Annotated in this window: 9 protein-coding genes and 1 tRNA gene; 5 read left to right on the top strand and 5 right to left on the bottom strand. The window is 64.6% G+C overall.

The window, feature by feature from the left end; genetic code table 11:
• The first annotated feature begins 15 nt into the window (after window positions 1-15).
• The 3 genes from NSE01_RS01570 to NSE01_RS01560 all read left to right on the top strand — a co-directional run bounded on the left by NSE01_RS01570 (window position 16) and on the right by NSE01_RS01560 (window position 3,736).
• Entirely contained in the window at window positions 16-1,650 is a 1,635-nt protein-coding gene (locus NSE01_RS01570) for a choline dehydrogenase (protein ID WP_147157868.1), read from the top strand.
• A 170-nt stretch (window positions 1,651-1,820) separates the two neighbouring features.
• On the top strand, window positions 1,821-2,207 hold the full coding sequence (locus NSE01_RS01565) for a RidA family protein (RefSeq protein ID WP_147157867.1): 387 nt from the start codon (window positions 1,821-1,823) through the stop codon (window positions 2,205-2,207).
• Between the two features lie 512 nt (window positions 2,208-2,719).
• The gene (locus NSE01_RS01560; protein ID WP_147157866.1) at window positions 2,720-3,736 is read left to right on the top strand and encodes a DUF3800 domain-containing protein; all 1,017 of its coding nucleotides are present in this window, start codon (window positions 2,720-2,722) and stop codon (window positions 3,734-3,736) included.
• A 292-nt stretch (window positions 3,737-4,028) separates the two neighbouring features.
• Here the strand turns inward: NSE01_RS01560 and mfd are convergent, their stop codons facing one another.
• Window positions 4,029-7,526 (bottom strand): transcription-repair coupling factor, encoded by a 3,498-nt coding sequence (gene mfd / locus NSE01_RS01555; protein ID WP_147157865.1) that lies wholly within the window; start codon window positions 7,524-7,526, stop codon window positions 4,029-4,031.
• Between the two features lie 8 nt (window positions 7,527-7,534).
• On the bottom strand, window positions 7,535-7,816 hold the full coding sequence (locus NSE01_RS01550; RefSeq protein ID WP_147157864.1) for an FAD assembly factor SdhE: 282 nt from the start codon (window positions 7,814-7,816) through the stop codon (window positions 7,535-7,537).
• Window positions 7,817-7,896: 80 nt separating this feature from the next.
• Here NSE01_RS01550 and recG point away from each other — a divergent pair, with 80 nt between their 5' ends.
• Together recG and NSE01_RS01540 are read left to right on the top strand one after the other, a co-directional pair.
• Window positions 7,897-9,966: an ATP-dependent DNA helicase RecG gene (gene recG, locus NSE01_RS01545; protein WP_147158019.1), complete on the top strand. Its 2,070-nt coding sequence runs from the start codon at window positions 7,897-7,899 to the stop codon at window positions 9,964-9,966.
• 17 nt (window positions 9,967-9,983) lie between these two features.
• Window positions 9,984-10,436, top strand: coding sequence for a DUF3429 domain-containing protein (locus tag NSE01_RS01540; RefSeq protein ID WP_147157863.1), 453 nt, complete (start codon window positions 9,984-9,986; stop codon window positions 10,434-10,436).
• A 99-nt stretch (window positions 10,437-10,535) separates the two neighbouring features.
• On the opposite strand, the gene NSE01_RS01535 is transcribed toward NSE01_RS01540, so the two are convergent.
• The 3 genes from NSE01_RS01535 to NSE01_RS01525 all read right to left on the bottom strand — a co-directional run bounded on the left by NSE01_RS01535 (window position 10,536) and on the right by NSE01_RS01525 (window position 12,598).
• Window positions 10,536-10,612 (bottom strand) — tRNA-Pro (locus NSE01_RS01535).
• Between the two features lie 128 nt (window positions 10,613-10,740).
• Window positions 10,741-12,273 carry a methyl-accepting chemotaxis protein gene (locus tag NSE01_RS01530; RefSeq protein WP_147157862.1) on the bottom strand — a complete coding sequence of 511 codons (1,533 nt, stop codon included), beginning with the start codon at window positions 12,271-12,273 and terminating at the stop codon, window positions 10,741-10,743.
• Window positions 12,266-12,598 carry a hypothetical protein gene (locus tag NSE01_RS01525; RefSeq protein WP_147157861.1) on the bottom strand — a complete coding sequence of 111 codons (333 nt, stop codon included), beginning with the start codon at window positions 12,596-12,598 and terminating at the stop codon, window positions 12,266-12,268. Before NSE01_RS01525 ends, NSE01_RS01530 begins: the two co-directional genes overlap by 8 nt.
• Window positions 12,599-12,686 lie beyond the last annotated feature (88 nt).

Genomic DNA, 12,686 nt, shown 5'->3' with positions numbered 1-12,686 from the left:
GGATGAGGCACAAGCATGGCGCAGGGCGAATTCGATTATATCGTGATTGGTGCGGGAAGCGCGGGAGCGGTGCTGGCCGCGCGGCTTTCCGAAGACCCGCAAAACCGCGTGTTGCTGCTGGAGGCGGGCGGGCCGAACACTTCCGTTCTGGTGCGTATGCCGGCGGGGGTGGGCACGCTCATCAAGCAGAAGAGCAAGCACAACTGGGGCTTCTGGAGCGAGCCTGAGCCGCACATGGACGGCCGCCGCATGTGGCATCCGCGCGGCAAGGGGCTGGGCGGGTCTTCGGCGATCAATGGCATGGTCTATGTTCGGGGGCACGCCCGCGATTATGACCAGTGGCGACAGTTGGGGCTGGAGGGGTGGTCCTATGCCGATGTGCTGCCTTATTTCCGCAAGGCTGAGGACAATTGCCTCGGCGCGAACGAATTCCACGGCACCGGCGGCCCGCTCAAGGTCAACTGGGGCGAGCATTCGGACCATCCGCTCTACACGAGCTTCCTTGCTGCCGGGCAGCAGGCGGGGCATCAGCTGACCGAGGATTTCAACGGGGCGAGCCAGGAAGGGTTTGGCCGCTATCAACTGACCATCAACGACGGGCAGCGCTGGTCTGCGGCGCGGGGATACCTGACGCCGATCATGGCGACGCGGCGCAATCTGCAGGTGGTGACCGGCGCGCGGGTGCACCGCATCGTGATCGCAAATGGGCGCGCGGCGGGGGTGGAATATTCGCTCGGGCCGGGCAAGCCGGTGCAGACGGCGCAATCTGCCCGCGAAGTGCTGCTGAGTGCGGGTGCGTTCCAGTCTCCGCAGATCCTGCAGCTTTCGGGCATTGGCGATCCGGAGAAGCTGACGGCGGCGGGGGTGCGGCCGGTCCATGCGCTGCCGGGTGTCGGCGCGAATCTGCAGGATCACCTTGATGTGACGCTCAACTGGGCGGCGACGCAGCCGGTTTCGCTCTACCACCAGATCCGGGGCTGGCGGCAATACAAGGTGGGGCTGCACTATCTGCTGACGGGCAAGGGCGGCGGGCGGCAGAACGGCCTTGAAGCCGGTGCCTTCCTCAAATCGCGCCCCGATCTTGATCGGCCGGATCTGCAGCTGCATTTCGTGATCGCGATCATGCAGGAGCATGCCAAGGTGCGGGTGGAGCGCGATGGCTTTACCGTCCACGTCTGCCAGTTGCGGCCGGAAAGCCGGGGCACGGTGGGCCTTCGCAGCACCGATCCCTATGACGATCCGGCGATCACCGCCAATTTCCTCGCCACCGAGGAAGATCGGCGCGTGGTGCGTGAGGGCATCCGGATCGCGCGGGAGGTTGTGGCGCAGGAGGCGTTTGCTCCTTATCGCGGCGAGGAGATCTGGCCGGGGGCGGCGGTGCAGAGCGACGCGGAGATCGACGCGTGGGTGCGCGCCAAGGGCGAGACGATCTACCACCCCGTCGGCACCGCGAAGATGGGGGCGGACGGCGATCCGATGGCGGTGGTCGACAAGGACTGCAAGGTGATCGGGCTTGAGGGCCTGCGGGTCGTCGATGCATCGGTTATCCCGCTGCTGATCGGGGGCAACACCAATGCGCCGACGATCATGATTGCCGAGAAGATTGCCGATGTGATCCGGGGGAAGGCGGCGCTGGCGGCTGCTGCATGAGAGTCCCGCTGCGGGACAAGTTGACACAGTTGACACAGTCCTGAGCGAAAACTCGCGGGGGGCGCCTTTGCTCCGAAATTGGACAGCGTGTTCAGGGACTTGGGTGCAACGGGCGGCCATGCGGGGATGATATCGCAGGTGTGGGTCTGTAGGACAGGGAGACGAGTGGCATGACCGTGAAAGTAATCAGTATGGAGCCCGATCCGCTGGCCCCTTATGCGATTTCGCCGGGGTGGCAGGTGGGGAACCTGCTGTTCCTATCGGGGCAGGCGGCGCTGAGCCCGGAGGGCGCACTGGTGGGCGTGGGGGATTTCGACGCGCAGCTGGAACAGACCTTCGCCAATATCGACAGCGTGCTGGCAGCGGGCGGCAGCGACCGCAGCCGGATCGTGAAAGTGACGATCTACCTGACGGACATGAGCAACTTCCCGAAGATCGTGGAAGCGCGGCGCAAGTACTTCACGCCGCCCTGGCCGGCGGACACGATCGTGGAGGTAAAGAGCCTCGCGCTGCCGGAACTGATGGTGGAGATTGATGTGATTGCGGTGGTGGGGTGAGGGGAGAGACAGGTCCAAGCGGCGTTGTAGTCTCCACAATCACGTCTTAGACATGCAGCATATAGGTCATTATTTTCGGCAAAGCATGTTTCATTTCGAGGCGAAACGTTTTCCAGCACGCAAGACTGCCGTCATCGGTGTTATAGGGTCCTTTCCTATCGATTCTACACAGCGCAATGGCTTTAGTTGACTTTTTGCTCAAGAACGCTATACCATTGATGGCTTTTGCGATTCGAGCTGCTGTTCGGGTAACCTCTAGCCAGAGAATGGCGGGACGACTTTAGTCAGTCCTCGCGTTCAATCAAGGCCCGCAAGTCTCCGGATTTGCGGGCCTTAGTTTTTGTGGCACTGTTGACAATGGTCGAGGCGGTAACTATCTTGTTAACCGCTGTTGAGACCCATGGGCCACTCAACAAGCTAAGGGTGGCGGGGCGTTTTAGCCTTTGCGTCCAATTGAAAGCCTGCGCCGACTGGCGCAGGCTTTTAGTTTATGGGAAGGGCAGAGGCGGCGGATGTATCTCTTGTTTATTGACGAGTTTGGTCATGAGAACACTTCGCATGCAAACCAATCGCCAATTTTTGGCTATGGTGGATTTATCATTCCTGCTGCGGCCTTCTCTCAGTTTTCGATGGAATACTTCGACATAAAGGTAGCGGCATTTAAACCTTTATACGAGGCTCGATTGAGGCATCAACGGGATCATAGCGAGCGGTCACAGATTTCCCGAGAAAAGCTCAAGGCAATTCTGGACAGGTTGCGGGTAGAGCGGCCCGAAGTCTATTTTCGAGACGCCTCTCTCCGGCGCGCTGTCGCCACGTATGAGGTAAAAGGTTCAGATGTTTTCTCGACGAGCTATATAGCGAAGCTCGCCCGGCGAGCGCCACCCGGCTCACTTGGCAGTTCCGGGCGAACAATGGTTCGATTTGCTAAATGGCTTATGCGGGCACTGAGATACTATCAGGGTGAAGTGTTCTATGTCGGATTCCATAGGAGTCAGGCGCCACTCCTTAAAGGAGGTGACCAAATTCACCTTCATCTTGTCAGGGATGTTATTGATCGAGCTTATAAATTTGCTAAAAGCAAGAACTCAGTTGTAAAGATAATTTTCGACCATCATTATTCTGATGTTGGTCCATCGACTGGCCCAGGTGGAAAATTAATAGCTGGACAAGTTAGGCAGTCACGAGCAGACCGAGCTCGCGAAATCGTTATGTCGAAAGGTTATTTTGAGCACTTAACTGAGCCGGTATTCAACGCGAAAAGTCACCTTTCCCAGGGAGTGCAAGCAGCAGATTGGATCTGTGCATTGCTAAAAATTGTTTTGACGCAAGAGTCGGAGTACAGGGGCGCTCAAACTCCATTCTCATCAAGAATTGAAGAGCTTGTTTTGGGCAATGTCGCCGATCAAGCGATTTTCAGGATGGCACCCAAGGCGCTTGAAGGAAGTAAATTCAGCCGGCAGGGAAATTTTTCACTGCATGGCGGAAAAGGTAGCAATCCCAACCCTAAGAGAAGCTACAACACTTAGTTGTACATATCAAAATGTGAATTACCAAAAAACTGAACCCCCGTCAGGGGGTTCAATTGATACAGAAAACTCTTTGAAACTGCACTTAATTGCCAGTTTGATCCTCAGAAGCATTGCTAGCGCCGCGAGGATCACAACGGCGCCAATGATAGCATACGCAACCATAATTCAGCCTCCTCGCGAAATGTGCCTGGAGGCGTGGATCAACAAAAAGATCCTTGAAACTGTGTTATAGCGTGCTTCCCTAGCGCTTGCAATCTTGATCGCGTGGCGACTGTGCTATTGGTGAACATCACCCCCGCTTCGCCCGCTTCGCCACAGCACTCAGCCCCTTCGTCAGCTGCACCAGCCCGTTGAGCCGCGCCTCAGGCGAACCCCAAGCCCGGTTGATGACCAGTTTGTTATCGGGGCGCAGGCGGGCGGTGCCTTTGAGGCGGTCGATGTAGGCGATGAGGCCCATGGGATCGGGGAAATCGTCCTGGTGGAACGAGACGAGGGTGCCCTTTGCGCCGACGTCGATCTTGGCGATGTTGGCGGCGATGGCTTGCCGTTTGATCTCGATGAGCTTGAGCAGGTTCTGCGTGGGCGCGGGGAGGGGGCCGAAGCGGTCGATCATTTCGGCAGCGAGGGCTTCGACGGCGTCTGGCCCATCGGCGTCGTTCATGCGGCGGTAGAGCGCCATGCGGACGGCGAGGTCTGGCACGTAGTCTTCCGGGATCATGATCGGGGCGTCGACGGTGATCTGGGGGCTGAGGGCCTCGCGGCTGCGGGCTAGGCCGATTTCGCCGGCCTTGGCGGCGACGATCGCGTCTTCGAGCATCGACTGGTAGAGTTCGAAGCCGACTTCGCGAACGTGGCCGGACTGTTCGTCACCCAGCAGGTTGCCGGCGCCGCGGATATCGAGATCGTGGCTGGCGAGCTGGAAGCCGGCGCCGAGGCTGTCGAGATCGGAGAGGACCTTGAGGCGCTTTTCGGCGACTTCGGAGAGGGCCTGATCCTCCGGGTAGGTTAGGTAGGCATAGGCGCGCAGTTTGCCGCGCCCGACGCGTCCGCGCAGCTGGTAGAGCTGGGCGAGGCCGAAGCGGTCTGCGCGGTGGAGGACGATGGTGTTGGCGCTCGGGATATCGAGGCCGCTTTCGACGATGGTGGTGCTGAGGAGCACTTCGTAGCGCTTTTCGTAGAAGGCGCCCATGCGGTCTTCGACTTCGGTGGGGCTCATCTGGCCGTGCGCGGAGACGTAGCGGATCTCGGGCACGTTGAGGCGGAGCCATTCCTCCAGATCGGGCATGTCGGCAATGCGCGGCACTACGATGAACGACTGGCCGCCGCGCTGGTGCTCGCGCATCAGGGCCTCGCGCATGGTGACGTCGTCCCACGGCATGACGTAGGTGCGCACGGCGAGGCGGTCTACCGGCGGGGTCTGGATCGTGGAGAGTTCGCGCAGGCCGGACATCGCCATCTGGAGCGTGCGCGGGATCGGCGTGGCGGTGAGGGTGAGGACGTGGACGTCCGCCTTGAGTTCCTTGAGGCGCTCCTTGTGGACGACGCCGAAGCGCTGTTCCTCATCGACGATGACGAGGCCGAGGCGCTTGAATTCGAGGCCCTTGGAGAGGAGCGCGTGGGTGCCGATGACGACATCGACGGTGCCGGCGGCGAGGCCTTCCTTGGTGGCGGCGGCTTCCTTGGCGGGGACGAGGCGCGAGAGGCGGCCAACTTCGAGGGGGAAGCCGCCAAAGCGCTCGGCAAAGGCGGTGTAGTGCTGGCGGGCGAGGAGCGTGGTGGGCGCGATGATGGCGACCTGCTTGCCGGCCATCGCGGCGACAAAGGCAGCGCGCAGGGCGACCTCGGTCTTGCCGAAGCCGACATCGCCGCAGACGAGGCGGTCCATCGGCTTGCCCGAGGCCATATCGGCGAGGACATCGTCGATGGCGCGTTCCTGATCGTCGGTTTCGGCCCAGGGGAAGCGATCGACGAAGGGGCCGTAGCTGACGGGATCGGGGGCGATGGCGTCTGCTTCGCGCAGGGCGCGCAAGGCCGCAGTCTGCATGAGCTGGCCGGCAATCTCGAGGATGCGTTCGCGCATCTTCGCCTTGCGCCGCTGCCATGCCTCACCGCCGAGACGGTCGAGCTGGACGCCTTCGCTGTCGCTGCCGTAGCGGGAGAGGACGTCGAGGTTTTCGACGGGGATGTAGAGCTTGTCGCCGCCCGCGTATTCGAGCTGGACGCAATCGTGCGGGCTATCGCCGACGTCGATGGGGACGAGGCCGATGTAGCGGCCAATGCCGTGCTCCATATGGACGACGAGATCGCCGGTGCCGAGCGCGGCGAGTTCGGCGAGGAAGGCGTCGGCGTCCTTGCGCTTGCGCTTGGGGCGGACGAGGCGGTCGCCCAGAATGTCCTGTTCGGTGAGGACTTCGGTATCGCCGCTGGAGAAGCCTTGCTCGAGCGGGAGGACAACGGCGGCGGCCTTGCCGGTGGCGGCGGCGCCGAGGGCTTCCTGCCACGTACCGGCGAGGATGGGGGGCGCTTTGCCCGCGTCTCCGAGGAGCGAGGCGAGGCGGGCGCGGGAGCCGGCGGTGTAGGCGGCGAGGATGGCCTTCTTGCCGCGCGTGGCGAGCGCCGAGATGTGCTTGGCGGCGGCTTCGTAGATGTTGGCGCCGGATGCGCGTTCGGGGGCGAAATCGCGCGGGGGGCCGAAGCCGAAATCGAGGACGCGGGGGCTCTCCGGCTCGGCGAACTGGCTCATGCGGTGGATGGGCCAACCGGCGAGGGCGCGGTCGAACTCATCCTTGGCGAGGTAGAGCGCGGTTTCGGCAAGGGGGCGGTAGGTGGTGCTGCCGGCGCGGGCGCTGCTTTCGGCGCGGGCCTGACGGTAGTCTGCAATGTCGGCGAGGCGCTGTTCGGCGGCCTTGGCGGCGGAGGTGTCGAGGAGGACGAGGTCGCCATCCGACAGGTGGTCGAAGAGGGTAACGAGGCGGTCTTCGAGGAGCGGGAGCCAGTGCTCCATGCCGGCGAGGCGGCGGCCATCGGTGACGGCCTGATAGAGCGGATCGCCGGTGGCGTTGGCGCCGAACTGTTCGCGGTAGCGCGTGCGGAAGCGGCGGATGGACTCTTCGTCGAGCAGCGCCTCGCTGGCGGGGAGCAGCAAGTGCGACTGGACGGGCTGGACCGAGCGCTGGGTGGCGGGATCGAACAGGCGCATCGTCTCGATCTCGTCACCGAAGAAATCGAGGCGGAGGCCATGCGAGAGGCCGCTAGGCCAGAGATCGAAGACCGAGCCGCGCACGGCGTATTCGCCGGAATCCACGACCGTATCGACGCGGGTGTAGCCCTGGCGCTGGACGAGGGCGATCAGGCTCTCTCGCGCGATTTCCTGACCGACGCGGAGCGCGCGGACGGATTCGCGGATGCGGAACTGGGTGAGGGTGCGCTGGAGGACGGCGTTGATCGTGGTGACGAGAAGCTGCGGGCCGTCCTGCTTTTCCTGCAGCCCATGGAGCGCGGCGAGGCGGCGCGCGCTGACCGACATGGCGGGGGAAGCGCGGTCGAACGGCAGGCAGTCCCACGCGGGGTATTCGGTGACGTCAAGCTCGGGCGCGAAGAACGCGGCGCTCTGGGTGACGGCGCGCATGGCGGCGTCGTCCGCTGCGATGAAGATCGTGCGCTTGGGGGCCTTGGCGCTGGCGGCGGCGCGGGCGAGATCGGCGAGGACAAGCGGCTGCGCGCCGCGAGCAACATTGGCGAGCGTGAGCGGCGTGGTAGCCGAGATGATGCGGGTCGGATCGGGCACGCGTCTGCTCAGCGCGGAATATCGACGTAGTCGAGGCGGCGCATGGCGTCCATTTCGGGGCCTTCTAACGCGGCAGGGACGGGCTGGGTTCCCAAGGCCCATGCCATGATATCGACGTCGTCCTCCTCGATCAGGCGTTCGAACCAGTCGATCGCGGCTTCATCCCAGGCGGCGTGACGCGTGTCGAAGAAGCAGCCGATCATGTAGTCCGCCTCACGCGTGCCGCGATGCCAGGCGCGGAACTTCATCCGGGCGAGCCGGTGGGTGGCAGAAGAGTCGTTGTCGTTCATCTTCGGGCCGATACGCGCTTGGGGGCGGGCGGGGCAAGCGCGTTGCACCCCGGGGCGGGGTTGGCCTAAGCAGGATGGATATGCGTCCCGATCTGCTCAATCCGCTGTTTGCCGAAACCGAAGGCCTCAAAGGCGTGGGTCCGGGACTGGCGCGGCCGCTGGGCAAGCTGGGCCTGACGCGGGTGCGCGACCTTGTGTACCACCTGCCGGACCGGTTCGTGGCGCGGCGCGCTGTCGGCAATCTCGACGAGGCGGCGATTGGCGAGAACATCGTCATCGCGCTGACGGTGCGCGACCATAGGGCGAGTTCGGGGCGCGGCCCCTATCGGATCATGGCCGAGGATGCGCTGGGCAACTACGTCGCGCTCGTGTGGTTCGGGCGGGCGAGTTACACCGCGAAGAAGCTGCTGCCGGTGGGCGAGAAGCGCTGGGTGGCGGGGCGGCTCGATCAGTATGGGCAATCTTGGCAGATCGTCCATCCCGAGCACATTGCCGAGGACAGCAGCGCGCTGGCGGGGTCACTCAACGAGGCGGTCTACCCGCTGACCGACGGGCTGACGCAGGGGCGGATTGGCGCACTTGTGGGGCAGGCGATGGGCATGGTGCCGGATCTGCCCGAATGGATCGAGCCGGGGTTGTTGGCCGGAAAGGGCTGGCCTTCGTGGAAGGAGGCGCTGGGGCGAGCGCATAAAGGAGCGGACGCGGTGGCGCGGGACCGCCTCGCCTATGATGAATTGCTGGCGAACAGCCTTGCGCTGATGCTGGTGAAGGTGAGCAATCGCACGCGCAAGACGGTGCCGCTGCGCGGGGATGGCGGGCTGCGGGAAAAGCTGCGGCTGCCGTTTGCGCTGACGGGGGCGCAAGCGCGTTCGGTGGCGGAAATCGAAAGCGACGTGGCGCAGGATGCGCCGATGCTGCGGCTGCTGCAGGGCGATGTCGGCTCGGGCAAGACGGCGGTGGCGCTGCACGCGATGCTGATCGCGGTGGAAGCCGGGGCGCAGGCGGCCTTGCTTGCTCCGACCGAGATTCTGGCGCGGCAGCATGCCGAGACCTTGCAACGCATGGCAGCGGGTACGGGTGTGCAGATCGCGTTGCTGACAGGGCGAAGTTCGCAGCGCGGCGGGGCCAAGGCGCGCGAGGCGATCCTGATGGGGCTGCTCGATGGCAGCATCGATATCGTGGTGGGGACGCACGCGATCTTTCAGGAGAGCGTGAACTACCGCAATCTGGCGCTGGTGGTGATCGATGAGCAGCACCGCTTCGGCGTGGGCCAGCGGCTGATGCTGACGCAGAAAGGCAAGGCGACGCCGCATTGCCTTGCGATGACAGCAACGCCGATCCCGCGCACGCTGACTCTGGCGCAATACGGCGAGATGGAGGTTTCCAAGCTCGATGAAATGCCGCCGGGCCGTCAGCCGATCGATACGCGCGTGGTGGCGGTGGAGCGGATGGGCGAAGTCGTCGAGGGACTGGCGCGGCATCTGGCGACGGGTGCGCAGGCCTATTGGGTCTGCCCGATGGTGCGCGAGAGCGAGACGGCGGATCTGGCGGCGGCGGAAGCGCGGTTTGCCGAGATGCAGCTGCGCTTCGGCGATCAGGTCGTGCTGGTGCATGGCCAGCTGCGGCCGGAGGTGAAGGACGCCGCGATGGAGCGCTTCGTGCGCGGCGAAGCGAAGCTGTTGGTGGCGACGACGGTAATCGAAGTCGGCGTCGATGTGCCCGCGGCCAGCCTCATGGTGATCGAGCAGGCGGAGCGCTTTGGCTTGGCACAATTGCACCAGTTGCGCGGACGTGTGGGGCGCGGTTCGGCGCGGTCCACCTGCCTTCTGCTGCGGGGGGAGGCGCTTTCGGAAGTGGGGCGCGAACGGCTTGCCCTGATGCGTGAGACGCAGGACGGGTTTCGCCTCGCCGAGGAAGACCTGCGCCTGCGCGGCGGCGGCGAACTGCTCGGCACGCGGCAATCGGGCGATACGCCCTTTCGGGTAGCGGACTTCGAACAGATTGCCCGCCTGCTCCCGCTCGCGCATGACGACGCGCGGTTGCTGATGGAGCGCGACGGCGGGCTGGCCTCTCCGCGGGGAGAAGCGGCGCGGGCGCTGCTTTATCTGTTTGAGCGCGATTGGGGCGTGCATCTCCTTCGCGGGGGTTAGGTTTGGAAGGTTCGGGTGTGAAGCGAGTTTCTGAAGCGGCGCGGGCGCTGGGCTATGCCGGGCTCCTGCCGCAGGTTGCGGCGCTGCTGGCTGTGTTCAAGGGCGGGCCGTGGGCGTGGACGGGGCTGGCACTCGCCTATGCCTATGCGGCGCTGATCTTCAGTTTTCTTGGCGGCGTGTGGTGGGGGATCGGCATTGCCAAGCCGGAAAGCCCGAAGTGGATTTTCCTCGCCGGGGTCATGCCATCGCTGATTGCGCTGGCCGGGTGGTTTCCGTGGATGCTTGGCTGGACCTGGCCGGGGCCGGAACTGATCGCGCTCGGCGCATGCATCGCGCTTTCGCCGCTGGTCGATCTGGCGATTGGCCTGAGGCCCGAAGGGTGGATGGCGCTGCGCCGCAACCTCTCGATTGGGCTGGGCGGCCTGAGCATCGTGATCGGGCTGCTGGCGGAGCGGGCTTCGGGGATTTGATCCGGGGCCACGCCGCAAGCCGCTGAAACGCGGCGCTTCTCTCGCAATTACGAGGGAAGGGGCCTGATGCGGCCCATGTTGCTTGTGATGGAAACGAAGTGGTCGGGGAAAGAGGATTCGAACCTCCGGCCCCTGCCTCCCGAAGACAGTGCTCTACCAGGCTGAGCTATTCCCCGACCGATCGTTCACTTCCAAGTGCCGAAAGACGGCAACCCGGAAGCGAGGCAGGGGCGCGCTATAGGCGGGGGATTCGAGGGTGACAAGCACCCTTTTTCAGGAATTTCGACTCATCGGGATATGCGCCTCAAGCAGCCCGGCTGAACACCGGAGTTGCCGGTGCGCCATCGCCCGAAAGCCGGAACCGCGCGACGAGATCCTGCAGCGTTTCGGCTTCGCGCAGCAGGCTGTGGGCGGCGGCGTTGCTTTCCTCGACCATCGCAGCGTTCTGCTGGGTGACCTGATCGATCCGGCTGAAACTCGCGCCGACCGCGCCGAGCGCCTCGACCTGATCGGCAGATTCGCTTGCAATGGTGCTGATCGCGCTGCCGATGCCGGTGATCCGCTCGACGATTGTGCGGAGCACCGCGCCGGTTTCGCCGACGAGTTCGACGCCGGCTCCGACCTGCGCCGAGGAGGACCCGATCAGGTTCTTGATGTCTTGCGCGGCATCGGCGCTGCGCTGCGCCAGCGCGCGCACTTCGGTGGCGACGACGGCAAAGCCCTTGCCTGCCTCGCCGGCGCGGGCGGCTTCGACCCCGGCGTTGAGCGCGAGAAGATTGGTCTGGAAGGCGATGCCGTCGATGATCGAGACGATCTGCGCGATTTCGCTGGAGGACTGCTCGATCCCGGTCATTGCGGCAATGGCGCGTTCGACGACGGCGCCGCCGGTCGTGGCATCGGCCTGCGCTGCGGCGGTGGTGCGGTTGACGGTCTCGGCGCGGGAAGCCGTGGCGCGGATGTCGGTGGAAAGCGTCGCGGTCGCGTCGCTGTTGGCAGCAATGGCGCTGGCCTGCGCTTCGGTGCGGCGGGCAAGGTCGTCGGAGGCGCTGCGGATCTCTGATGAGCCGGTCGCGATCTGCCGGGCGGCGGTGGTGACGCGGCCAAGGAGGTGATCGAGATCGGAGACGGATTCGTTGAACGAACGCCGCAGCCCTTCGTAGGCGGCGGGGAACGGTTCGGTGATGCGCATCGCGAGGTCGCCGCGAGCCAAGGCCTCGAGCCGGGCAGCCACGGCGCGGATGACGGCGTTTTGTTCGGCGGCGGAGCGACTGCGGTCGGCGGCGGCTTCGGCTTCGATGCGTTCAGCCTCAAGGCGCGCTTCGGCCTGTCGTTCGATGCGGCGGGCAACCTGCTCGCACAGCATGACGAGCGCGCCGGTTTCGGCAACGACCACCGCGGCGTGGAACAGCACGCGGACGAGAGCAGGGCCGCCCGTCCACACGACATCGGGGGCGAGGAAGTTGGCGAGGATATGGTGGACCGCCGTAAGCCCGGCGGCGAGGATCACCGGTCGCCAATCGGCCATGGCGGCAAGCATGGCGAGCGCGGCGAAGAAGGTCATGTGGATATCGACCATGAACGGGCTGCCGGACCACTGATAGAGCAGGATCATCGGATAGGCAGCGACAGCGCTCCCCATGGCGAGGCGCGTGGCGCCATCGGCGCGGCCCTGGGCGACGAGTGCGAGCGGAATGGCGCTGACCGCCAGCGCGAGCACGAGGGGCATGATGCCGGTTGCGGCAATCGCGCTGCCCACCCCGATGACGAGCATGGCAAGGAGACACGTCGCGGCAAGAAGCCGCAAGCCGTTGCGGCGGACGGCGAGGAGTTCATCCATGGGGGTGGGTTTCCGGAGGTTGGCAAAGCAAGGACGGGATGGCGAGCGCCAGAGCGCCTTCACGAAACGCGCGGGCGCCGAAGCCAGTGGGGCTATTGGCGAGAATCAGGCCGCCGAAAGGGCCGCTGCCGCTGATCGCCGCACCGCGGGCAAGTGCCCAATCCAGCGCAGCATGGCGGGCTGGCGGGAGGACCGGGACGTGGAGCGTGGCAAGGCCGGGGCGCGGGGCGAGTTCGGCCATGGCGATGACAGCCGCAAGCACCGCCGCTTGCACGGAGATCACGGCGCGGGTGCTGATGGCGGAATGGGTGGCAGGTGCGGGCATGGCCAGCGGTATAATCCGGTTCGGACTTAAGCTGCGGAAGGGCGAGGTTAAGGTTAACTGCGTATGGCGGGCGCTGGTCAGTGCGGGG

The organism is Novosphingobium sediminis (genome assembly GCF_007991615.1).
Classification (GTDB): domain Bacteria; phylum Pseudomonadota; class Alphaproteobacteria; order Sphingomonadales; family Sphingomonadaceae; genus Novosphingobium; species Novosphingobium sediminis.
Note: the sequence above shows the minus strand (reverse complement) of the source record. Positions and strands in the feature narration are given on the sequence as shown.

Coding starts and splice junctions, on each gene's coding strand:
- NSE01_RS01570 (WP_147157868.1), top strand. CDS start 16: ATGGCGCAGGGCGAATTCGATTATATCGTGATTGGTGCGGGAAGCGCG.
- NSE01_RS01565 (WP_147157867.1), top strand. CDS start 1,821: ATGACCGTGAAAGTAATCAGTATGGAGCCCGATCCGCTGGCCCCTTAT.
- NSE01_RS01560 (WP_147157866.1), top strand. CDS start 2,720: ATGTATCTCTTGTTTATTGACGAGTTTGGTCATGAGAACACTTCGCAT.
- NSE01_RS01550 (WP_147157864.1), bottom strand. CDS start 7,816: ATGAACGACAACGACTCTTCTGCCACCCACCGGCTCGCCCGGATGAAG.
- recG (WP_147158019.1), top strand. CDS start 7,897: ATGCGTCCCGATCTGCTCAATCCGCTGTTTGCCGAAACCGAAGGCCTC.
- NSE01_RS01530 (WP_147157862.1), bottom strand. CDS start 12,273: ATGGATGAACTCCTCGCCGTCCGCCGCAACGGCTTGCGGCTTCTTGCC.
- NSE01_RS01525 (WP_147157861.1), bottom strand. CDS start 12,598: ATGCCCGCACCTGCCACCCATTCCGCCATCAGCACCCGCGCCGTGATC.